General features: G+C 30.3%; 21 protein-coding genes and 1 pseudogene. 15 read left to right on the top strand and 7 right to left on the bottom strand.

The genetic code is table 11. The features are described 5' to 3' along the window. Positions 1-243: 243 nt before the first annotated feature. Positions 244-2,766: a bifunctional lysylphosphatidylglycerol flippase/synthetase MprF gene (mprF, locus tag HMPREF3125_RS00305; RefSeq protein ID WP_070451233.1), complete on the top strand. Its 2,523-nt coding sequence runs from the start codon at positions 244-246 to the stop codon at positions 2,764-2,766. Positions 2,767-2,849: 83 nt separating this feature from the next. On the opposite strand, the gene msrA is transcribed toward mprF, so the two are convergent. Then, positions 2,850-3,356 carry a peptide-methionine (S)-S-oxide reductase MsrA gene (gene msrA / locus HMPREF3125_RS00300; RefSeq protein WP_029055389.1) on the bottom strand — a complete coding sequence of 169 codons (507 nt, stop codon included), beginning with the start codon at positions 3,354-3,356 and terminating at the stop codon, positions 2,850-2,852. 136 nt (positions 3,357-3,492) lie between these two features. Between msrA and HMPREF3125_RS00295 the strand changes: the two genes are divergently transcribed. After that, a complete protein-coding gene (locus HMPREF3125_RS00295) occupies positions 3,493-4,497 on the top strand; it encodes an LCP family protein (RefSeq protein WP_017636419.1) in 1,005 nt (334 codons plus the stop codon). A 56-nt stretch (positions 4,498-4,553) separates the two neighbouring features. Here the strand turns inward: HMPREF3125_RS00295 and HMPREF3125_RS00290 are convergent, their stop codons facing one another. Next, positions 4,554-4,739 carry a 2-hydroxymuconate tautomerase gene (locus HMPREF3125_RS00290; protein ID WP_017636418.1) on the bottom strand — a complete coding sequence of 62 codons (186 nt, stop codon included), beginning with the start codon at positions 4,737-4,739 and terminating at the stop codon, positions 4,554-4,556. A 150-nt stretch (positions 4,740-4,889) separates the two neighbouring features. On the opposite strand from HMPREF3125_RS00290, the gene HMPREF3125_RS00285 reads away from it, so the two are divergent. Further along, positions 4,890-6,152 carry a Y-family DNA polymerase gene (locus HMPREF3125_RS00285; RefSeq protein WP_070451232.1) on the top strand — a complete coding sequence of 421 codons (1,263 nt, stop codon included), beginning with the start codon at positions 4,890-4,892 and terminating at the stop codon, positions 6,150-6,152. 101 nt (positions 6,153-6,253) lie between these two features. Here the strand turns inward: HMPREF3125_RS00285 and HMPREF3125_RS00280 are convergent, their stop codons facing one another. Further along, a complete protein-coding gene (locus HMPREF3125_RS00280) occupies positions 6,254-7,345 on the bottom strand; it encodes a prephenate dehydrogenase (RefSeq protein ID WP_070451230.1) in 1,092 nt (363 codons plus the stop codon). A gap of 144 nt (positions 7,346-7,489) precedes the next feature. Here HMPREF3125_RS00280 and HMPREF3125_RS00275 point away from each other — a divergent pair, with 144 nt between their 5' ends. From HMPREF3125_RS00275 to HMPREF3125_RS00220, 12 genes and pseudogenes are all read left to right on the top strand, one after another. Then, on the top strand, positions 7,490-8,524 hold the full coding sequence (locus tag HMPREF3125_RS00275; RefSeq protein WP_070451228.1) for a M42 family metallopeptidase: 1,035 nt from the start codon (positions 7,490-7,492) through the stop codon (positions 8,522-8,524). Positions 8,525-9,113: 589 nt separating this feature from the next. After that, positions 9,114-10,520 (top strand): anthranilate synthase component I, encoded by a 1,407-nt coding sequence (locus tag HMPREF3125_RS00270; protein ID WP_070451225.1) that lies wholly within the window; start codon positions 9,114-9,116, stop codon positions 10,518-10,520. Continuing rightward, positions 10,517-11,092 carry an anthranilate synthase component II gene (locus HMPREF3125_RS00265; protein ID WP_070451223.1) on the top strand — a complete coding sequence of 192 codons (576 nt, stop codon included), beginning with the start codon at positions 10,517-10,519 and terminating at the stop codon, positions 11,090-11,092. The genes HMPREF3125_RS00270 and HMPREF3125_RS00265 overlap by 4 nt, the downstream gene beginning before the upstream one ends. Further along, complete coding sequence (gene trpD / locus HMPREF3125_RS00260; RefSeq protein ID WP_070451221.1) at positions 11,093-12,091, top strand: anthranilate phosphoribosyltransferase; 999 nt, start codon at positions 11,093-11,095, stop codon at positions 12,089-12,091. Continuing rightward, positions 12,092-12,895, top strand: a complete 804-nt coding sequence (gene trpC, locus HMPREF3125_RS00255; protein WP_029055386.1) for an indole-3-glycerol phosphate synthase TrpC — start codon at positions 12,092-12,094, stop codon at positions 12,893-12,895. Continuing rightward, on the top strand, positions 12,886-13,506 hold the full coding sequence (locus tag HMPREF3125_RS00250) for a phosphoribosylanthranilate isomerase (protein ID WP_037555468.1): 621 nt from the start codon (positions 12,886-12,888) through the stop codon (positions 13,504-13,506). Before trpC ends, HMPREF3125_RS00250 begins: the two co-directional genes overlap by 10 nt. Before the next feature lie 3 nt (positions 13,507-13,509). Continuing rightward, positions 13,510-14,729, top strand: a pseudogene (gene trpB, locus HMPREF3125_RS00245) (tryptophan synthase subunit beta). Further along, positions 14,722-15,450, top strand: coding sequence for a tryptophan synthase subunit alpha (trpA, locus tag HMPREF3125_RS00240; protein ID WP_029055384.1), 729 nt, complete (start codon positions 14,722-14,724; stop codon positions 15,448-15,450). The pseudogene trpB and the gene trpA overlap by 8 nt, the downstream one beginning before the upstream one ends. 475 nt (positions 15,451-15,925) lie before the next feature. Further along, positions 15,926-17,182, top strand: coding sequence for an aminoacyltransferase (locus tag HMPREF3125_RS00235; RefSeq protein ID WP_029055383.1), 1,257 nt, complete (start codon positions 15,926-15,928; stop codon positions 17,180-17,182). Between the two features lie 42 nt (positions 17,183-17,224). Further along, positions 17,225-18,484: an aminoacyltransferase gene (locus HMPREF3125_RS00230; protein WP_070451219.1), complete on the top strand. Its 1,260-nt coding sequence runs from the start codon at positions 17,225-17,227 to the stop codon at positions 18,482-18,484. Positions 18,485-19,400: 916 nt separating this feature from the next. Next, positions 19,401-20,147 (top strand): HAD-IIB family hydrolase, encoded by a 747-nt coding sequence (locus HMPREF3125_RS00225; protein WP_070451217.1) that lies wholly within the window; start codon positions 19,401-19,403, stop codon positions 20,145-20,147. A 66-nt stretch (positions 20,148-20,213) separates the two neighbouring features. After that, entirely contained in the window at positions 20,214-21,230 is a 1,017-nt protein-coding gene (locus HMPREF3125_RS00220; RefSeq protein WP_046466655.1) for a siderophore ABC transporter substrate-binding protein, read from the top strand. A gap of 72 nt (positions 21,231-21,302) precedes the next feature. On the opposite strand, the gene HMPREF3125_RS00215 is transcribed toward HMPREF3125_RS00220, so the two are convergent. From HMPREF3125_RS00215 to nikB, 4 genes are read right to left on the bottom strand one after another with little or no spacing between them, the layout of a single operon-like run. Then, on the bottom strand, positions 21,303-21,998 hold the full coding sequence (locus tag HMPREF3125_RS00215) for an ABC transporter ATP-binding protein (protein WP_017636985.1): 696 nt from the start codon (positions 21,996-21,998) through the stop codon (positions 21,303-21,305). Beyond that, positions 21,991-22,764 carry an ATP-binding cassette domain-containing protein gene (locus HMPREF3125_RS00210; RefSeq protein ID WP_070451216.1) on the bottom strand — a complete coding sequence of 258 codons (774 nt, stop codon included), beginning with the start codon at positions 22,762-22,764 and terminating at the stop codon, positions 21,991-21,993. The genes HMPREF3125_RS00215 and HMPREF3125_RS00210 overlap by 8 nt, the downstream gene beginning before the upstream one ends. Next, positions 22,765-23,580, bottom strand: coding sequence for a nickel transporter permease (gene nikC, locus HMPREF3125_RS00205; protein ID WP_070451213.1), 816 nt, complete (start codon positions 23,578-23,580; stop codon positions 22,765-22,767). Continuing rightward, complete coding sequence (nikB, locus tag HMPREF3125_RS00200) at positions 23,570-24,571, bottom strand: nickel ABC transporter permease (protein WP_070451212.1); 1,002 nt, start codon at positions 24,569-24,571, stop codon at positions 23,570-23,572. The genes nikC and nikB overlap by 11 nt, the downstream gene beginning before the upstream one ends. Positions 24,572-24,593: the final 22 nt, after the last annotated feature.

The raw sequence follows: 24,593 nt of genomic DNA, 5'->3' as shown, positions 1-24,593 counted from the left end.
TATCTTTAGAAATTATTTCAAGTAGCTTTTATGCCATCAATTTGTGGCACATGGATACTTAATTTCTAAGATATCCTTTTTTGTTTTTAAAGATATACAATCTTTTTATCTACAAAAGATTTGCACATTACATTGAGTATGACAATAATGTTATGCATAATTGACTTTATTTATATTCTATTTATCTTATTCTTATGATATATTTTTCTAGATAGAAGAATTAAATAGAATTGAAGTGAAAAAATGACCCAGGAAAATAAAAGTAAATTATTATCTATATTAAAATTTGTGTTTGCTGCTGCACTATTTACGTTTGTAGTTTTCACGTTATATCGAGAATTATCTTCCATTAATTTCAAAAATACTTTAATGCAATTTGGTAAAATCAATCGTTTATGGATTGTATTATTGTTTATTAGCGGGGGAGCGTCTTTATTAATTTTATCTTTATATGATGTCATTCTTGTTAAATCACTTAAGTTAAAAATTCCTTTAATAAAAGTATTAAGAGTGAGTTATATTATTAATGCTTTAAATGCCATTGTAGGCTTTGGTGGGTTTATCGGAGCAGGTTTAAGAGCATTTATTTATAAAAATTATACCCAAGATAATAAGAAACTCGTTCACTATATATCTATCATACTCATTTCGATGTTAACAGGTTTGAGCTTGTTATCGATTTTAGTTGTTCTTCATGTGTTTAACGCATCTGATATGTTAGATAAAATATCATGGGTACGTTGGGTTTTATATATTGTTGCTTTATTTTTACCAGTATTTATTATTTATACGATTGTGAAACCTGCGGATACAAATAACCGATATATGGGCGTATATTGTACGTTAGTTTCTTGTGTTGAATGGTTAGCTGCTGCAGTTGTTTTATATTTTTCTGCATTAATTGTAGGTATTGATATTTCCTTTATGAATTTTATTGGTATTTTCATTATTGCAGCATTGTCTGGATTAGTTAGTTTTATTCCAGGAGGCTTTGGTGCATTTGATTTAGTAGTACTACTCGGTCTTAAATCACTTGGTATAAATGAGGAAAACATTTTATTAGCTTTATTACTATATCGTTTTGCTTATTATTTCGTACCTGTAGCCATTGCATTAGTATTATCTACATTTGAATTTGGTAATACAGCTAAAAAATATATCGAAGAATCTAAATACTTTGTTCCTGCAAAAGATGTTACGTCATTTTTGATGTCATATCAAAAGGATATTTTATCTAAAATTCCATCTTTTTCATTAGCTATTTTAGTATTTTTAACAAGTGTTATTTTCTTTATTAATAATTTAACAATCATATATGACGGATTATATGATGATAATCATTTAGCTTACTATTTAACATTATCTATTCATACAAGTGCTTGTTTATTATTAATGTTAAATGTAAAAGGAATATTTAAGCAAAGTCGACGTGCAATTATTTTTGCTATTATTTCGATTTTATTAATTTTTGCGGCAACAGTTTATACGTATGCGTCATTCATACTTTTAACATGGCTGTTGGTTATGTTAGTACTCTTGTTTATTGCTTATCGTCGATCAAAAGTACTTAAGAGACCATTAAGATTAAAAAATGCCTTCTTATTCATATTAATAAGTATCATCGTACTTTATATTAATCATGTTATTATCTCTAGCACGTTATATGCACTCGATGTTTATAATATTGAAGTAGATACGACAGTGCTTAGATATTATTTCTGGATAACGATAGCTCTAATTACTATTATTGTTGCACTTATTGCATGGCTATTTGATTATCGATTTATTAAATCAAGTCAAAATAAAAATTTAGCTGTTTGTGAACAAATTATTCAACAATATGGTGGTAATTATTTAACGCATCTTATTTATAGTGGAGATAAAAATTATTTTATTCATGAAAACGAATCAGCCTTTTTGATGTATCGATATAAATCTAATGCTTTAGTAGTATTAGGTGATCCAGTTGGGGATACTGCATCGTTCGAATCTTTATTAGAAGCATTTTATGAATACGCTGAATATTATGGCTATGATATTATTTTTTATCAAGTAAGTGATAGATTCATGCCACTTTATCATAATTTTGGTAATCAATTCTTTAAACTTGGGGAAGAAGCAATTATTGATTTAACTACATTTACTACTTCTGGTAAAAAGCGTCGTGGTTTTAGAGCAACTTTAAATAAATTTGAAGATTTAAATATCAAATTTGAAATAATTGAGCCGCCATTTTCACAAGATATGTTCGAAACATTAAAAAATGTGAGTGATCAATGGTTAGAAGGTAGAAGTGAAATGCATTTTTCAGTAGGTCAATTTAGTGAAGATTATTTATCTAAAGCGCCGATTGGTATTATGCGAAATGAAGAAGGAAAAATTATAGCGTTCTGTACTCTAATGCCAACATATTTTAATGATGCTATTTCGGTTGATTTAATTCGTTGGTTGCCGGAATTAGATTTACCATTAATGGATGGATTGTATTTACACATGCTATCGTGGAGTAAAGAAAAAGGATATCAATCATTTAACTTAGGTATGGCGACGCTATCTAATGTAGGACAACTACATTATTCATATCTTAGAGAACGATTAGCTGGAAGAGTATTTGAACATTTTAATGGATTATATCGTTTCCAAGGTTTAAGACGTTATAAAGAAAAGTATGGTCCACAATGGGAGCCAAGATTTTTAGTTTATAGAAAAGATGCCTCGTTATGGCAATCTATGATTAAAGTAATGAGAGTTATACGTCACAAATAATATAATAAAAGCGATTGATGAAAATAAATGATTTCATCAATCGCTATTTTTGTATGTTTATACAACTTTCTCTGAATTAACAGTTAGTCTTTTTTATAATTTTTACGATCTTGTTCTTCTTTAGCATATCTTTCAGGTTGTTTCTTATAAAAATCTTGATGATATGCTTCTGCTTCATAAAACGTCGTTGCAGGTAAAATTTTAGTAGCAATCGCTTTATCAGCGTTGATTGTATTTTGCATTGCCTTGATATAGTCTTCGGCTAGTTTCTTTTGATGTTCATTGGAATAGAAAATCGCCGTTTGATATTGAGAACCTCTATCTTGAAATTGTCCTTCATCATCTAAAGGATCAATTACAGAAAAAAAGATTTCTAATAATTTATTGTATGAGAATAATGCGACATCATATTCTACTTTTACAGTTTCATAGTGTCCAGTAGTGCCACTTTTAACCTGCTCGTATGTAGGATTAGCAATGTCTCCACCCATATATCCTGATGTAACTTTTTCTATTCCATCAAATGTATCAAAAGGTTTCGTCATACACCAAAAGCACCCACCCGCAAAATATGCAGTATTTATATTCATTTATGACACCCTTTCATTGGACCTTAGTACCATTTATTAAAAAAATCCTTGCTTTTTGAATATTTTTTCTATAACGTTAATACATATTAATTATAGATGATAGTATTATAATTTTAAAGGTATAAGGTAGGTAAATATGAGAGACGAGAAGGATAACAGAGAAGAAACTGAGTATAAACGACAAGCAGGTACATCAACTACACCTTCTAGGCGACGAAAGAAAAAAAGAGTGCGCAAATTACCTTTTATTATTTTATTAATTTTAATTATCTTCATCATTATTATTGCTTATATTGTTCATGGATATAATAGTGGTGTGAAGTATGCTGAAAAGCATGCTAAAGACATTAAAGTACATCAATTTAACGGTCCAGTGAAAAACGACGGTAAAATTTCTGTATTGGTTTTAGGCGCAGATAAAGCTCAGGGTGGTAAATCACGTACAGACTCCATTATGGTTGTACAATATGATTACATTCATAAAAAAATGAAAATGATGTCAGTCATGCGTGATATATATGCAGACATACCTGGATATGATAAATATAAAATTAATGCTGCTTATTCTCTTGGTGGTCCAGAATTACTAAGAAAAACATTAAATAAAAATTTAGGAATTAATCCTGAATATTACGCAGTGGTTGATTTTACTGGTTTTGAAAAAATGATAGATGAATTAGAACCTAATGGTGTTCCTATAGATGTAGAAAAAGATATGTCTGAAAATATTGGAGTATCATTGAAAAAAGGTCATCATCGTTTAAATGGTAAAGAGTTACTTGGTTACGCAAGATTTCGTCATGATGCAGAAGGCGATTTCGGACGTGTACGTCGTCAGCAACAGGTGATGCAAACACTTAAATCTGAATTAGTGAATTTTGGTACAGTTGCTAAGCTACCTAAAGTAGCTGGTATTCTTCGAGGATATGTGAATACAGATATGCCTGATTCAGCTATGTTCCAAACTGGAATAAGCTTTGGTATTCGAGGAGACAAAAATGTTGATTCATTAACTGTTCCTATTAAAAATTCTTATCAAGATATTACTACTAATAACGATGGTAGTGCATTGCAAATTGATAAAGCAAAAAACAAAAAAGCAATTCAAGACTTTTTTGATGACAAAAATGATAAAAAATAATACGAATAAAGCCACGCACAAGTTGTTAAGTGCGTGGCTTTATTTTATTTATCAACTTATTGATCTGATTTTCTAACTCCTGCAACACCATAATGATTTTTCTTCATTTCTTCAATGACTACATGGATAGCCTCTCTATTAGCACCTGTTGTTCTTTCTACCGCTGATGTTACTTCTGTAACTAAGTCTTTAAGTTGTTCATCTGAACGACCTTCTAATAATTTAACGTTTACGATTGGCATATGTCATTCCTCCAATGATATTTATTACACTCTTAGTATAGCATGAATAGTTAATAAAAAAACATTTTCCTTTTAGAACATTTGTTCGTTATATACTTGAATAAGAACATTTGTTCGTATATAATGAAAATGTATTAGGGAGGGGTAATGATGTATGACTATCATTTATTAGAAGATAGAGATGTACTATGTATTGATCAAAAGAGCTTTTTCGCAAGTGTGTCATGTATAGAAAAGGGATTGGATCCTTTAACAACAAAATTAGCAGTAGTTGCTGATACTAAAAGACAAGGCTCAGTCGTATTAGCTGCGACACCTAAACTTAAAGAACTAGGTGTTAAAACGGGATCAAGGTTATTTGAAATACCACATCGCAACGATATATATATTATTAATCCAAGTATGCGAAAGTATCTTAACGTTTCAGTAACTATATCTAAGATTGCTTTACGTTATGTGCCACCAGAAGATTTACATCAGTATAGTATTGACGAATTTTTTATGGATGTGACTGATAGTTACCATAGATTTAATTCAACCGTTCAAGCATTTTGTGAAAGATTACAGAAAGAAATTCATGAAGAAACAGGTATTAGATGTACTATTGGTATAGGTTCCAATATGTTACTAAGTAAGGTAGCAATGGATATTGAAGCCAAGCATACAAAAAACGGTATTGCTGAATGGCGTTATCAGCATGTACCAGAAAAGTTATGGCCAATTCAACCATTAAGAGAATTTTGGGGAATAAATAGAAAGACAGAAGCTAAATTAAATAAAAGAGGAATTTTTACTATAGGTGATTTAGCTCAATATCCGTATCAATATTTAAAAAGGGATTTTGGGATATTAGGTGTGGATATGCATCTTCATGCTAATGGTATTGATCAAAGTAAAATGAGAGAAAAATATAAAGTCAATAATCCATCAATATGTAAAAGTCAGATATTGATGAGAGATTATGAATTTGAAGAAGCCAAAGTTGTTATGCAAGAGTTAATTGAGGATGTAGCAAGTAGGGTTCGAGCAAGAAAACAATTGGCACGTACCATACACTTCTCATTTGGTTATAGTGATGAAGGTGGCGTACATAAGCAATATACCTTGGAAGAAGGAACTAATTTAGAAAAAGATATTTTCAAGGTAGTTAACTATTTTGCGAACAAATTGTGTGATAAACAAGCATTGTACCGGACATTAAGTGTGTCACTAACACAATTTATAAATGAGAATGAAAGACAAATGAACTTGTTTATTGACGAATATGAACGGAAACGAGACGAAAAATTAGCAAAAACGATTGACCATTTACATTTGAAATATGGAAAAGGTATTGTTTCCAAGGCAACATCATATACAGAAGCTGGTACGAAACATGGACGACTAGGACTTATGGCAGGTCATAAAATGTAATAAAACGCTAATAGAAATATTATTTTTAAAACGTAATAAGCATATTTTAACCTGAGACGTATTAATTAAAGTCTCAGGTTAAAATCATTGAATCATAAATATTATTCAATATAAGTATCAAATTGACTTAGTGCTTGAATAGCACTTTCCCGATCTTCAGGAGTTTTAAAACTAATTTGTAAGGCACCATAAATATCTTCACGGACTTCTAAAATTTTAAGGTTGCTTATAGAAATATTATGTAAACCTAGAATGTGAGTAACTTTGCTAATCATACCCGGTTTATCCGGAATATCAACAAATAGATCATACGCCGTAGATAGCGCACCTCGTTGTTTAGCGGGTAGTTGATCTCTGTAATCTTTAGCATTAGCAAAAAATTGATAAATATCTTCAGATTTTGAAGATGAAATCATTGTCATAACAGAACTAATTTGATTTTGTAAATCTTCTAAAATATCTAGAATGAAAGTTTTATTATTTAATGTGATATCTTTCCACATCTCTGCATTACTACTAGCAATTCGAGTTATGTCACGGAATCCTCCTGCAGCTAATTGTTGTACTAAATGATGTTTTTCTACGTGGTCGGCACTTAAGTGAACTAGACTGGACGCGACTATATGTGGTACGTGACTAACAATACCAGTAACAAAGTCATGCTCATTAGCGTCAGTGAATATAAATTTAGCTAACGTTGATTTTAATAATTCTTGGATTTTCTCAGCAGCTTTCTTATTTTCCTTTTGATTAAAGACAAGTAAATAATAGGCATTTTCGAAAAGATGTTTTTTTGCATTTAATACGCCAGATTTATGACTACCAGCCATTGGATGACCACCAACTAGATGGATATCATGTTCTAACAACTCATTTTCAAAAGATTGAATTGTTGATTTAGTACTACCAGTATCTGTAACAATTAAATGGGGTTTAGTATTTAATTTAGTTAAATGTTTAAGATAGTAGACAGTTTGTTCAACAGGGGTAGCATAAATGATCATATCAGCATTTTCAACAGCTTGGGTATAATGAATAGCTTTGTTATCGATAATACCAATTGATAGTGCTTTATCTAACTGTGATTCGTCTGCATCGAAAGCTGTAATAGTAATGTCTTGATGATAATATTTTAAATTACTTGCTAAACTCCCACCAATCAAACCAAGTCCTACGAATAATATGTTTTTCATGAATGACCACCTATTTCGAAATTTTCAGAATACTAATATTGTAAAAGACGAGAGCAACGGAATCAATAGAAATATATATTAGAATATATTAGTTAAATAGTCTAAACTGAAACTAAAAATATTATGCAGGAAAGGGTAAATAAGATGAGTAATATTTTACAAACTATAAAGACATTAACAGAAATTAATAGTCCATCAGGCAATGCTGAAAAAGCAATAAATTTTGTAAAGGATATAGCAGAAGATTTAGGTTATCAAACTGAACTCACTAACAAAGGTGCTTTGATTATAACAGTAGATGGAGACAATCAAAGTCAACAGCGATGTATTACAGCTCATGTTGATACATTAGGTGCAATGGTTAAAGAAATAAAAGAAAATGGAAGATTAGCTATAGATTTAATTGGAGGATTTCATTTTAATGCTATAGAAGGTGAGTATTGTGAAATCCAAACAGAATCTGGTGATGTCTATACAGGAACGATATGTTTACACGAAACGAGTGTACACGTATATAAAGATAATCATGAAATACCGAGAGATTTAGAACATATGGAAATAAGAATAGATGAAAAGACAAATTCAGTTCAAGAAACTAAAGATTTAGGTATTGAAGTAGGGGACTTTGTTAGCTTTGATCCTAGAACACAAATTACAACATCTGGTTTCATTAAGTCACGCCATCTTGATGATAAAGCAAGTGTAGCAATGATTATTGAGTTATTGAAAAAAATTAAGCAAGATAATATTAATTTACTTCATACTACACAGTTTTATATTTCTAATAATGAAGAAATTGGCTATGGTGCAAATGCGTCACTTTCAAATAACATTGTGGATTTTATTGCGTTAGATATGGGCGCTTTAGGTGATGGACAATCATCTGATGAATATACAGTTTCAATATGTGCAAAAGATAGCTCAGGCCCATACCATAAAGGATTGAGATCTCAATTAGTACAATTATGCAAATTAAATGCCATACCATATAAAGTAGATATTTATCCTTATTATACTTCTGATGCTACAACAGCACTGAAAGCAGGAGCTGATATTCGCCACGGGTTATTTGGAGCTGGAATAGAATCTTCACATGCATTAGAAATAACACATATTGAATCTATTGAAGCAACACAGAATCTTTTGTATGCGTATTGTATGTCGCAAATTTCAAAATAAATTTTGATTTTACGTTGACAAATATTAGAGTGGAATGTATTATACTAAATAATTAGAATTGTTAAACAATTCGGAAGATAAAGTAGCGAATGTGATTTGTAGCAAATAGAAAGCTAATGGTTAATGTAAATTAGCACAACATATTCAGTGAATTGGGCTTTCGAATATAAAATTAAATAGTATAAAAGTGAGCAATAATAATTTGTTAACTAAGGTGGCACCACGGTAACGCGTCCTTATTGATTTTACGCGTTTCGTGGTGCTTTTTTCATTGGTGCAAAATGTAGTAGTTTGTAGCAAGGTAGTGACAGAAAGTTAGTGTGTGATGAGAACTAACACCTCTATAAATGAAATTGGGTTTTGCAAATAAAGACAAATAATTAAATAAAGAAAATGAGTGAACGTTTAATATTCTGAATGTTAAGAATATTACGTTAATTAAGGTGGTACCACGCGTCAGCGTCCTTTTATAGGAGGCTGATTTTTATTTGCATAAAAATCATTCTTCAGAAATAAGCAATCTAATAAAACAAACTAAAAGATAAACATGAGTAAGAAAGCAATATTAATCATAAAGGAGTATTCAAAAGTGGAAATATATTATGAAAAGCTACAAGCCAATATAACACCAGAAACTTTAGCTCAACTCAAAAACCGAAAAATCATTTTAGAAAGTTCGAGTCAGAATAAACTTAAGGGAAGGTATTCCATTGTTGTATTTGATAGTTATGGACAAATCACGCTAGATAACAATCAAGTTCATATTAGTACTCAACACAAAAACGAATCTATAACAGAGAAACCATATCAATATTTAAAACAATTTGTTAATCAGTACTATGAAGATATAGAAGATAAAAGTTTACAAGAATTACCTTTTATCTCAGGTTTTATTGGAACATGCAGTTTTGATTTAGTAAGACATGAATTTCCTAAATTACAAAACATAAATTTAGATGATCATCCACAACATGATGTTAATTTTCACATGATAGAAGACGTTTATATATTTGATCATTACAAAGAAGAATTATATGTCATTAGTACAAATCTATTCTCTCAAGTAGCTCGAGAAAAATTAATTACACGTGTAAAGGAAAGAATCAATCAACTCAAAACGATTCAAGTATATCAACCAAGTATTCAATTTAAACCTAAGGACAAACAAATAGAAACCAACATAAGTGAACAACATTTCATGGAAATTGTCAGTGATTTTAAAAAGAAAATAACTGAAGGGGACATGTTTCAAGTGGTACCTTCAAGGATTTATCGCTATAAACATCATTTTGAAAATCAACGTCAATCATTATCATTTCAGTTATATCAAAATTTAAAAAGACAAAATCCAAGTCCATACATGTATTACATCAATATGAGTGAACCAATTATTGTAGGTAGTTCGCCTGAAAGTTTTGTAAAAGTGCATGATGGTTTAGTTGAAAGCAACCCAATTGCTGGAACTATCAAAAGAGGACGGACACTAGAAGAAGATGAAGCTAATGCACATCAGCTCATTAATGACGAAAAAGAACGCAGCGAACATAGTATGTTAGTAGACTTAGGTAGAAATGATATTCACAGGATATGCCGAAATGGAACGTCTCATATTAAGAAATTGATGGAAATAGAGAAATATGAACACGTAATGCATATAGTAAGCGAAGTCACAGGGCAAATTAAAAAAGATATTTCACCAATGTCTGTGATAGCAAGTTTATTACCAACCGGAACAGTTTCTGGTGCACCAAAACTAAGAGCAATACAAAGAATTTATGAAGTTATGCCCAACAAACGTGGTGTATACAGTGGTGGCATTGGTTATATCAATTGTAATCACAACTTAGACTTTGCACTTGCAATACGAACAATGATGATTGATGACACATATATCAATGTAGAAGCAGGTTGTGGCGTTGTTTATGATTCTGAACCACAGAAGGAATTAGAAGAAACTAAATTAAAAGCTAAAAGTTTATTGGAGGTGTCACCATGATATTAATTGTCGATAATTATGACTCATTTACTTATAACTTAGTTGATATCGTCACGCAGTATATGCCAAACGAAGATGATGTCACTGTATTATATCCAGATGATGAAAAGGTAATGAATCAAGATGTAGATGGTGTCATTATTTCACCTGGACCAGGCCATCCATTGGATAATAAATGGTTAGTTAATATTATTGAACGTTATAAAGATAAACCCATACTTGGCGTTTGTTTAGGAGCACAAGCACTCACGTGTTATTACGACGGAAAAGTAATACAAGGTGAAACTGTAATGCATGGAAAAGTAGATGAAATAAAGCAAAATGGTACCTCCATACTATATAGAGACTTACCTCTAAACTTTAATGTCATGCGATACCACTCATTAGTTAGTGACGCAAAACATTTTCCTAAGTCACTAATTATAACTGGAACAACAAATGATTGTATCCAGTCATTTGAACACGAAAATCAATTGCATTTTGGAATTCAATATCATCCAGAATCTTTTGCAACAGAACACGGAGAAGATATTATTAAAAACTTTATTAATTTAGCAGTAAAGGGTGATTAGATGGAAATTTTACAACAACTAGAAAAGAAACAACACTTAAATGAAGAAGATATGAAATCATTTATAAATTTAATGATTAATCCAGAAGTTGAAAATCAAGTTAAATATAAGGCATTAAAAACATATACTGATAAAGAAATGCAGCAAACGGAGTTAACATTTTTAGCTAAAAGTTTAATTAAAACAATGTATAAAGAACAACCTTATTATGAAGGCGCAATGTGTGTATGTGGTACGGGAGGGGACAAGTCAGGAAGTTTTAATATTTCGACGACCGCTTCATTTATAGTTGCTAGTGCAGGAGCTTTAATTGTGAAGCACGGAAACAAGAGTATCACTTCTAATTCTGGAAGCACAGATTTACTCAATCAATTAAATATAAATACTACAAAAGTTAACGATGTGATTAACACATTACAACAATATAACTTAGCATTTGTCAGCGCTACAGAATCCTATCCAATTATGAAATATATTCAACCTATTAGAAAAATGATGTCAAAGCCAACTATTTTCAATCTAGTGGGACTGTTAATTAATCCATTTAAATTAACATACCAAGTAATGGGTATTTATGATCCCAATCAATTAGGTAATGTTGCACAAACAGTAAAATACTTAGGTCGTAAGAAAGCAATCGTACTTCACGGGGCAGGAGGTATGGATGAAGCAAGTTTATCAGGAGAAAACTTAATTTATGAAGTAACCACAGGTAAAGATATAGAAACATATACTATTAATGCAAAAGACTTCGGATTACGCAATGCTTCTAACAATACTTTAAAAGGCGGCACACCTGAGGAAAATAAAGCAATTACAGTAAATATATTGAATGGACAAGATCATACAAGTAAACGAGATGTTGTTGTGTTGAATGCAGGTATAGCTTTATATGTTGCAGAAAAAGTTAATGATATCCAGACAGGTATCAATCTTGCTCAATACTTAATAGATAGTGGCTTAGCAATGAAACAATATTTAAGAATGGTGGGAAATTAAATGACAATTTTAGATGAAATTGTAAGTTATAAAAAGAAATTATTATCGTCTCATTATTATCAAGAAAAATTAATATCACTCAAATCATACAACAATGATCACACGCCACACCTAAAGAAAAAAACATTAAAAGAAAGTTTAGCTAATGATAACCAACTTTCTATCATTGCAGAAATAAAATCTAAAAGTCCTTCTGTAAATCAATTACCAGAACGAGATTTATCACAGCAAATTAAAGACTATGAAAAGTATGGGGCAAATGCAATATCAATTCTAACTGATGAACAATATTTTGGTGGAAGCTTTGAAAGGTTACAAAAGTTAGCACCACAAACAACATTACCCATTTTATGTAAGGATTTTATCATTGATGAAATTCAAATAGATGTAGCAAAAACTGCAGGGGCGTCGATTATTTTGCTTATTGTTAATATATTGTCTGACGAACAACTTCAACGATTATACCAATATGCGACACAACTCAATTTAGAAGTGTTAGTAGAAGTTCATGACAAAGATGAACTTAATAGAGCGTATCAAATACAGCCAGAAATAATAGGAATTAATAATAGAGACTTAAAGCAATTTGTAACTGATGTTAATCATACAAATGACATTTTAGCAGAAAGGAAAGATGGATTTTATTATATTTCTGAGAGTGGCATTCATAATAAGTCTGATATAGAACAAATTATTAACTCAGGTATCGATGGATTACTTATTGGAGAAGCTTTAATGAAATGTGATGATTTAAGTCAATTTCTACCAACACTTAAGTTAAACAAGGTGAAATCATGTATTTAAAATTTTGTGGATTCAGATATGAAGACGATGTGAAAAAGGCAATTGAATGTAATATCGATGCGATAGGATTTATTCATTTTTCCAAAAGTCGACGTCATCTAGAAATTAATGAAATCAAGCATTTGTCAGCGCTTGTTCCTGAGAAAATACAACGTGTAGTTGTTGTAGTGAATCCAGATAAGCAGCAAATCCAACAAATAGTTACGCTTACTAATATTGATACAATCCAATTTCATGGTAATGAAAACATTGAACTTATCAAATGGGTTAAACACCAATATCCAAATATTAAAATTTTTAAAGCGTTACCCGCTACTCAAGACCTCAATAGTCAACTTGATTTATATAAACCGTATGTTGATTTATTTATTATAGATACACCATCTATTGAATATGGTGGTACAGGTCAAACTTTTGATTGGAATTTAATAAAACATATTGAAGATACACCATTTTTAATAGCAGGTGGTCTCAATGATGAACATATTAAGACGATTCAACATATGCCTTTAAAACATTTAGGTTATGATATCGCCTCTGGTATTGAAACAAATGAACGAAAAGATAAACGCAAAATGAAAACAATCTTTAATATAGTGAAAGGGGAATGAGTTATGATTAAACAAATACAAACGGAAGCAGATGAATTAGGGTTCTTTGGAGAATATGGTGGACAATATGTACCGGAGACATTAATGCCAGCAATCATAGAACTAAAACAAGCATACCAAAAAGCTAAAAATGATCAAAAATTTCAAGATGAACTTCAATATTATTTAAAAGAATATGTGGGTAGAGAAACACCCTTAACTTATGCCAAAGCATATACAGAGCAATTAGGTGGAGCAAAAATTTATTTAAAAAGAGAAGACCTTAACCACACTGGTGCGCATAAAATTAATAATGCACTTGGACAAGCACTGTTAGCAAAACGTATGGGTAAACGTAAACTGGTAGCTGAAACAGGTGCTGGACAACATGGTGTGGCTAGTGCAACAGTTGCTGCATTATTCGATATGGAACTCATTGTCTTTATGGGAAAAGAAGATATTCAAAGACAACAATTAAATGTCTTTAGAATGGAATTGTTAGGCGCTAAAGTTGTTTCGGTTGAAGAAGGTCAAGGCACTTTATCAGATGCAGTAAACAAAGCATTGCAATATTGGGTTAGTCATGTTGAAGATACACATTATCTTTTAGGATCTGCATTAGGGCCAGATCCATTTCCAACAATAGTTAGAGATTTACAAAGCGTAATAGGAAAAGAAATTAAATCTCAAATATTGAACAAAGAAAATCGATTACCGGATGCAATCGTTGCTTGTATTGGTGGTGGCTCTAATGCTATCGGCACATTTTATCCATTTATTCAAGATGAAGTGAAACTATATGGTGTTGAAGCAGCAGGTAAAGGCAAAAATACTGATAAACATGCACTTGCAATTGGTAAAGGGAATCCTGGAGTTTTACATGGTGCCAAAATGTATTTAATTCAAGATAAGCATGGACAAGTGCAATTAGCACATTCCATTTCAGCTGGTTTAGATTATCCAGGTATTGGTCCTGAGCATTCTTATTATAACGACATTGGACGTGTAACTTATACCGAAGCTAGTGATGAACAGGCTATGGAAGCTTTAATACGTTTCACTAAAGCTGAAGGAATTATTCCAGCCATTGAAAGTGCGCATGCATTAAGTTATGTAGAAAGACTAGCCTAGCTCCAACTATGAATAAAGATGACATCATTGTTGTAACACTTTCTGGTCGTGGTGATAAAGATATGAATACGATACGTCAATACACACAACAAAGAGGTGACACAAATGAGTAAACTATTTATTCCATATATTATGGGCAATTCTAAAATGATAGAACATATGAAAGTGTTGAGTCAGTGTGGCGCAGATATTATTGAAGTTGGTGTACCATTTTCAGATCCAGTGGCAGATGGACCGACAATAATGGAAGCTGGTGGAAAAGCTATAGAAGAAGGTATTACAATTGAATACATTTTCGAGCAACTAGAATTACATCAATTAGAAATTAAAAGTCAGTATGTGTTAATGACTTACTATAATATTATTTGTAATTACGGTGAAAAAGCATTTTTTGAAGCTTGTCAACGAGCAGGTGTTTATGGAGTGATTATACCTGATTTACCGTTTGAACTTGCTCAAAAATTAAAACAACAAACATATGAAAGTAATGTGAAAATAATTCCTTTAATTGCTATGACAACGTCTGAAGAACGAATGAAACTAATAGCTGAAAAAGCTGAAGGTTTTATTTACACTGTTACAATGAATGCAACTACTGGAAAAAATGGTGAATTCCATCCAGAGTTAAAATCCAAACTTAATTTAATTAAACGAACTGCTCAAGTTCCGGTTGTCGCTGGTTTTGGAATTAGAAATGTGCAACATGTTAAAGATATTTCACAAATAGCAGATGGTGTAGTTATAGGTAGTGAAATAGTAAGACGCTTCGCTAATGATTCAACTGAAGAGAATATTAAATATTTCAATTCGATACGACATGCACTAAATCAATAATTTAAATGGATTTTAATTCATAGCATGATAAATCAGAAAAATGTAATTATAAAGGATATATGTAATTTAATACACGTATTATGATAGAACTTAATCAAATTGCATAAATTTTACAATGTTTTAAGGGAAGTCATTGGCAATAGGTTTGTAAATGCATTAAAATAATAGATGATAATACATTAATAGTATGGGTTTATATATTTAACTCATACTATTATTTATTACAATTAGTCAAAATAAGTTGAAAAAGGTTATGAAAGGCATTCTTAATATTATTAAAACAATTATTTTTAAGGTGTACCAGTAATAACTTATATGGACACCATAAATAGCAATATTTATATTGCACATATTTAAGTATTATTAGATATTATATACATAGAAAGTAACATCATTTGAACATAGTATAATTTGAACTTAAATCGAATTCTTAACAGAGATAAAAATAGAGATAAAAACAATAGGAGTTATGATAATGAAGTTTACAAACTTAACAGCGAAGGAATTTGGCGATTTTACAGACCAAATGCCTTACACCCATTTCACACAAATGATAGGTAACTATGAATTGAAACTTGCTGAAGGTACAGAGTCACATTTAGTTGGTATTAAGAATAATGACAATGAAGTCATTGCAGCATGTTTACTAACAGCAGTACCAGTGTTGAAATTCTTCAAGTATTTCTATACTAATAGAGGTCCAGTCATTGATTATGATAATAAAGAATTAGTTCATTACTTTTTTAATGAATTAACTAAATATGTTAAAAAACATAACTGTCTTTATTTAAGAGTAGATCCGTATGTACCGTATCAATATTTAAATCATGATGGGGAAGTCCTTGGAAATGCCGGCCATGATTGGATATTTGATAAAATGAAATCACTAGGGTTTAAACATGAAGGTTTTCATAAAGGCTTTCATCCAGTATTACAAGTTAGATATCATTCAGTATTAGACTTAAAAGACAAGACTGCTAAAGATGTTTTAGACGGAATGGATAATTTACGTAAACGTAATACTAAAAAGGTACAAAAAAATGGTGTGAAAGTTAAATTCTTATCCGAAGAAGAATTACCAATATTTAGATCATTTATGGAAGATACATCAGAAACTAAAGAATTCCAAGATAGAGACGATAATTATTATTATGATCGTTTTAAACATTTCAAAGATCGAGTTTTAGTGCCATTAGCATATATTAATTTTGATGAATATATTGAAGAGTTAAATAATGAAAAAGAGACACTAAACAAAGATTTAAATAAAGCCATCAAAGATATTGAAAAGCGCCCAGATAATAAAAAATCACATAATAAAAAGGCTAACTTAGAGCAACAAATAGCTGCTAATCAACAGAAATTAGATGAAGCACAACGACTTCAAGCAGAACATGGTAATGAATTACCAATTTCTGCAGGTTACTTCTTTATTAATCCTTTCGAGGTTGTTTACTATGCAGGCGGTACGTCAAACAAATATCGACACTTCGCAGGTAGTTATGCTGTACAATGGACAATGATTAATTATGCACTAGAACATGGCATCAACCGTTATAATTTCTATGGAATCAGTGGGGACTTCACAGAGGATGCAGAAGATGCTGGTGTAATCAAATTTAAAAAAGGCTATAATGCTGATGTCATTGAATATGTAGGAGATTTTCTTAAACCAATAAATAAACCTATGTACACTGTTTATACTACATTAAAGAAATTACTTAAAAAATAAACATAAATAATAAATTTTTATTAGGAAGGGAATTATCTAAATATGAAATTTACAGAGTTGACAGTTAAAGAATTTGAGAACTTTGTACAAAATCCATCTTTAGAAAGTCATTATTTTCAAGTAAAAGAAAATATTGCTACTCGTGAAACAGATGGTTTTCAGGTTGTATTATTAGGTATAAAAGATGAAAGTAATAAGGTCATTGCAGCAAGTCTATTTTCTAAAATTCCAACAATGGGTAGTTACGTTTATTATTCAAACCGCGGCCCTGTTATGGATTATTCTGACTTAGGACTAGTTGACTTTTATTTGAGAGAGTTAGAAAAATACTTACAACAACATCAATGTTTATATGTCAAAATGGATCCATATTGGATTTATCAAATTTATGATAAAGATATTAAACCTCTAGATAATCATGAAAAAAATGATGCACTCGTTAATTTATTTAAATCACATGGCTATGAGCATCATGGATTTACAACAACATATGATAATTTCAGTCAAGTAAGATGGATGGGTGTATTAAATTTAGAAGGAAAAACACCAGCATCATTGAAAAAAGAATTTGATAGTCAACGTAAAAGAAATATTAATAAAGCGATAAACTACGGAGTTAAAGTAAGATTTTTAAGTAGGGACGAATTTGATATCTTCTTAGAACTTTATCGTGAAACTGAAGAAAGAACTGGTTTTGCTTCTAAAACGGATCAATACTTTTATAATTTTATAGACCATTATGGAGATAAAGTATTAGTTCCTTTAGCATATATTGATTTAGATGAATATATTGAATCATTACAGCATTCACTAAATGATAAAGAAAGCCGCCGCGATCAAATGATGGCTAACGAAAATAAAAGTGATAAGCAACTTAAAAAAATTAGTGAGTTAGACAAACAAATTGAGCATGACAAAAAAGAAATGCTTCAAGCGAGTGAAATTCGTCAAACTGATGGTTCAATATTGAATCTTGCTTCAGGTGTATACTTTGCTAATGCTTATGAAGTTAACTATTTCTCAGGTGGTTCATCAGAAAAATTCAATCAATACATGGGTCCATACATGATGCATTGGTTCATGATTAATTATTGCTTCGATAATGGCTATGATCGTTACAATTTTTATGGCTTATCTGGTGATTTTACTGAAAATAGTGAGGACTACGGTGTTTATCGCTTTAAACGAGGCTTTAATGTTCAAATTGAAGAGTTAATAGGAGATTTTTATAAGCCAATTAACAAAGTGAAATATTGGTTATTCACTACATTAGATCGTATTCGTAGAAAAGTGAAAAAGTAAGTTAAATAGAATAATTTATTGTATTTAAGAGGTTGGGGCCAGTGTCTCAATCTCTTTTAATATTTATCTACTTTATTCAAAAGTTAAAATCTACAAATAAATATTATAAAAATTCTAATTTTTATAATCATATTGCACCCTACTAAAATAATCATAGCATAATAGAATCGCTTAACAACAATAGTTATAGCGAAATTTTTAATAAATTAATTATAAGTAGAATATCACTAATATTAGCGGAAATATAACAAATTACGTACAGGAATGTTTAAAACTATTATTTAATTTACAAATATGTATAAATAGATTTGTGTTAATAATCGTGTACCGAAGTTTAGAGTTATATGATTTTATATGTTAAATTTCATTAATAATATATGTGTAAAAAGAATTCATATAGATGATTAATTGATAATATCAATAGATATGTCAGTTATGCGATATGACATAAGCTGAAGTTTGTAGCATTTATTGGTATCTCACATAATAGTCTTAGTTTCTGTGAGATTATAACAGTTAGCATTTAATAGAAATTATTTGATGGTCTGTATCAAAGTAATAATTTATCTTATATTGAGATTAACAAGCTAATGGATATTATTAACTATAGACTTATAAAAATCAATACAGGATAAATTAAGGTTTAATAGTTATAAGTCATACAAAAACAAAACTACTTAAAAATATAACGAATTGTAAAATATAAAATACGGTAGTGAAATTTAGAATTTAAGAATAATCCAAGGAGACTAAGTTGTTTTTTAATTTTAGTTTACATAATATATATTATAGGAAGTTATAGATATTCGATACAGGGGACCCTATTTTCAGTTTATTACAAATGAATTTCGTTTTTTAACGCTAACTTACACTATGCTATAATAAGTTCATCATTTTAGTTTAGGAGTTTTGTTTTATGAATTTTGTTTTTGATATTGATGGTCTACATGTAGATCAACGTATTATCGATCGTATATTTAAACTACATGCTAACGGTCATCAAGTTATATTTGCATCAGCACGTCCAATTAGAGATTTATTACCAGTAATTCCAGAATTTGAAGATTTTACACTTATTGGTGGCAATGGCTCAATTATTTCTCAAAATGGTCGTATTGAAGTTATTAAATCAATCCCACTCGATGTTTTGCAATTAATTAAAGATATTGTAAATGCATACCAACTAAAATACATATTTGATGATAAATACAACTATTCAACGAACTTAGATACTACAAATGAATTATTTCAACGAATTGACCCTAATAATACTGCAAAGGCTTTAGATATGAATGACATTCCTCAACCAATTAAAGCCATTATATTAGAAATTCGTAAAGATGATTTTGAAGAAATTGCTACGATTTTAGCTGAAAAATCTAAATCAGTTGAACTTATACATCATCTTAATGAACGATATATTGATATTACAGCTCAAGGTATTGATAAACATACTACTATCCAAAAACTCATTGGTAATACCACTGAATATATAGCTTTTGGTAACGATCATAACGATATTCAAATGCTAGAACATGCTACACAAGGCTACTTTGTCACAAATGAACATATGGACCATACAACATTCATCAATAATACTAATATTACATTAATTGAAAATACTAATGAAGCCGTATGTGAAGTAATAGATAAATGGTTGTAAAATAAGTAAAATTTCTATTGATAATGATTCTCATTTTCAATTATAATATTGATAAGGAGGATTATTATGAAAAATACATGTAAATTATTATTTATTTTAATGATAGGATTAATTTTAGTAGCTTGTAGTCAAGGTTCTCATAAATCAAAGGAACAAAATAAAGACACAGTTACTATAAAGAATACATATGAATTTAAAGATAAAAACAATACCCACTCTAAAGGAGATAAGAAAACTGAGACAGTCAAGGTACCTAAAAATGCTAAAAATGTCGCAGTTATGGACTACGGTGCTTTAGATATTATGCAACAAATGGGTCTTCAAAGTCATATTAAAGCAATTGCGAAAGGTCAAGGTAATAGCTTTTTGCCCCACTCTTTATCTGAATTCAAAGATAAAAAATACATTAATTTAGGAAACCCTGGGCGACCTAATTATGATAATTTAGCTAAAGCAAAACCAGACTTAATACTTGCTTCTTTCAGACAAGCACATACGAAAACGGTTGATGAAATGAAGAAGGCAGCACCTAATGCTAAAATTTTATTTGTAAGCCCCGATAACGATAACTATATTTCTTCAATTGAAAATACGACAAATCAACTTGGTAAAATATTTGATAAAAAGCAAAAAGCCAAATCTTTAAATAAACAATTGAAAGATAAAGTTAAAGAAACACAACGTGTAATTACTAAAGACAAAGTATTATTATTGTTGGTTGATGATAAAGGTATGAAAGCATTTGCTAATACTGGTCGTTTTGGTGGCTTTTTAAATAAAGATCTAGGTATTCAACATGCTGATGACAATATGAAAGCAAATTCAGCGGGAAATCAAGTGAGTTATGAATACTTAAATAAAATTAATCCTGATAAAATATTCGTAATTAACCGTACTAAAGATGGTAATGACAAAACTATACCTAAAGAATTAAATAATAAAGTCATTAAAAATGTTAAAGCAATTGAAAATGATGAAGTATATCAATTTGAATCAAATGCATGGTACTTTGGTGAAGGTGGACATCAACTTACAATTGATCAACTTGACCATATACAAGATGCCTTTAAAAATAAAAAGTAACATTCAATAAAACAATAAAAAAGTGAGTGAGGTTGGCAATGTAATGCCTTCCCCACTCACTTTTTAACTTATTTATTCAAATGCTTGAACAAGTTGTTTAGTATAAGGATGTCGGTCCTCATTAAATAACAATCCAGTTTCAAAATCATCAACAATTTCGCCATTTTGTAATACAATCATACGTTGACACATCCGCTGAATGACAGACAAATCGTGTGAAATCATAATTAAAGTTTGTATATGTTTTTGATAATTTTCTTTTAAAATATCTAACATGTGTTGTTCTGCGATAACATCTAAATTGGATGTAATTTCATCGCAAATTAATATTTGTGGTTTTGCGAGTAACGTACGCATCAAGTTAAAACGTTGTAGCTGACCACCACTTAATTCATTTGGATATTTTGTTAGTAAAGATAACGGTAAATTAAATGATTGTGTTGTATCGTTGATGATTTTATCAATATCATTATCATTATACTTTTTATAGTAGATCAAAGGTTCAGACAATGACTGTTGGATAGTCATATTAGGATTAAAACTTTCTGAAGCATGTTGAAATACAGGTAGTATGTCTTGAGTATCTGACTTAATAAATCCCTCTGATGGGCTGTGTTCATTCATTAATAATGAGGCAAGTGTACTCTTCCCTGACCCACTTTCCCCAACAATACCAACGATTTCATTATCTTGTATTGTTAAATTAATATGTTTCAACACAGGTAGATTTTTATGGTAATTGAAAGAAACATTGTCTAATTTAATCATGTTCATCCCTCTTTAAATGACTTCTAGAATGTAATAATTGTTGAGAATAAGGATTGATATGGTGACTTTGAAAATAGTTAAGGTCGCCATAATCTATGATTTGTCCAAATTTCATAACATTAATATAATCTGCATATTTTAAAACATGACTCATGTTATGAGTAACAATTAAAAGGGTTTGATGATGATCTTTAACAATATGTTGTAATAAATCCATAATTTGTTGTCCATTTACAACGTCCAAAGATGCAACCGGTTCATCAGCAATAATGAGTTTCGGGTCAAGCATAAGTACGCTAGCGATATATACACGTTCTAACTGCCCTCCTGATAATTGAAAGCTATAACGTTGTAATATAAATTCACCTTCTAAGTTCACCCATCCTAATGCTTTATTTACTTTAGAAATAGCCTCTTGTTTTGTTACATCGTAATGGGTGCGATAAATAGCAACAAGTTGTTTGCCTAGTTTAGAGTGGTCATTGAAACTTTGTGTATAATTTTGAGAAATATACCCGATATCTTTACCTAATTGGTATTGAATAGTGCCATGAGAGTGATCATTAAAATGAAAATGATCACAATTAACTCGAAAATGCGACGGTAGTTGATTTAATATAAAACGCATCAATAGCGTTTTTCCTGCCCCACTTTCACCAATGATGGCATTTACTTGTTTATCATATATAGTTAAATCGACATTTGTTATTAGTTGGTTTCTATGTTCGTCTTCAATTGAGAGATTTTTAATGTCTATAGTATTCAATTATCGATTTCCCCTTTCTAATAAACGATCACGTAAAGCATCACCGGTTAAATTAAATATTAAGATTGTAATAGCAATAGTCGTTGCAGGTGCAATCATCATAATAGGATGAGAAGTTATAAAATCACGTCCTGCTTGCAACATCGCGCCCCATTCTGGTGAAGGTGGTTGAGCACCAAGACCTAAAAATGATAACGAACTAATATATAAAATAATTTTCCCAAAGTCTACAATGACTAATACTAATATTGATGGTAATACTTTAGGCAATAAATGTTTAAAAAGAATCTTCGATGTAGGTACTTTGAAAAGTTGTGCCATACGTATATAAGATTGATGCATCTCGCTGTTAACTATTCCTCTTGTGACTCTTGTATAATTCATCCATTTTATAACTGTAATAGCTATAACTAAATTCCAAATACTTGGATGAAAGAAACTTGCTAAAGCAATCATAATAACAAATTCTGGAATACTTAATCCGATATCGATTGCACGCATAATAATATTGTCTGTCCAACCTTTTTTATAACCTGCTAATAAACCAAGTGGAACGCCAATTGTGACTGTAATGATAAGTGTTAATACTGTTACCAATAAAGTTGAACGTGCACCAACAACTAAACGTGTAAATAAATCTCTTCCGTAATCATCAGTTCCTAAAAAGTGTTTTCCACTCATTGGCTCAAACGTTTGAGATAAATTAACTTTTATAGCAGTTTCATCATTTACAAAAAATTGCATCAGAATAATGATTAAAATATAAATGAAAAATACATAAAATATCCAGTTTTTCTTGTTGAATTTAATTTTCATGAGGTGTCGCCTCCTTTTGTTCATATCCTTGAGACGATTTCTTTGTATTACGGTGTGAAGCCAAACGTTGTTTTGGGTCTAACATTACACTTAATAAATCAGCTAAGGTATTAATAATAATGACTAAAGTGCCGATAAATAAAACAACGCCTTGGATAACGGGATAATCTCTAGAACGAATACTATCGACTAAAAAAGCACCTAAACCAGGTATTTCAAATAGATTTTCAATAACCACCGTACCTCCGACTAAACTACCTACTGATAACCCAATCAATGGAATGGTTGGTAAAAGTGCAGGTTTTAATAAATCATGAAATAGAATATAGTGTTCAGACATACCTCGTAATCGAGAAACTTGTACGATCGGACTTTGATATAAATCTAACAAATTAGATCTAATTAATCTAATGAGGTATGCGCACATACCAATACTCATTGTTAAAATTGGAAGTATATATGAAACAAATTGACCATCACTAGCTGGTGGTAAGATGTTTAATTTCAAATCAAATATATATAATAAAAGTATACCTATAAAAAATGCAGGTAAACTGACCAATAATGAAGTACCTATTCTTATTATTTTATCAATTGGGCGATGATAATGGATTGCTGCTAAGATACCTAATGGTAATGAAATAATAATAGAAACAACAAGTGTACCTAAAGTTATAATTAAAGTTGGGGGTGCATAGTTAGTGATTTCTTGAGTAACTGGCTCATTTGTTTGATAACTAACACCTAAATCCAAATGTAAAATTTGATTGATCCAATGCCACCATTGAATAAATATGGAATCATTTAGTCCAAGTTTGTCCTCTGTTGCTTTAATTTGTGTATTTGAAACTTGTGCAGTATCTAAATGTAAAATCTTATCAACTGGATTACCCGGTGATAATTTCATCAATAAAAAAGTAATCGTTGATAAAACTAACAGCACAACAATCATTTCTATGCACTTTGCAGTGATTATTTTAAAAATATTCATTGATATCTCTCCATAAAAATGA

It is taken from the genome of Staphylococcus sp. HMSC13A10 (assembly GCF_001808005.1).
Taxonomy (GTDB): domain Bacteria; phylum Bacillota; class Bacilli; order Staphylococcales; family Staphylococcaceae; genus Staphylococcus; species Staphylococcus pasteuri.
The sequence above is the reverse complement of the archived record's forward strand: the minus strand, read 5'-3'. Positions and strand labels throughout refer to the sequence as shown.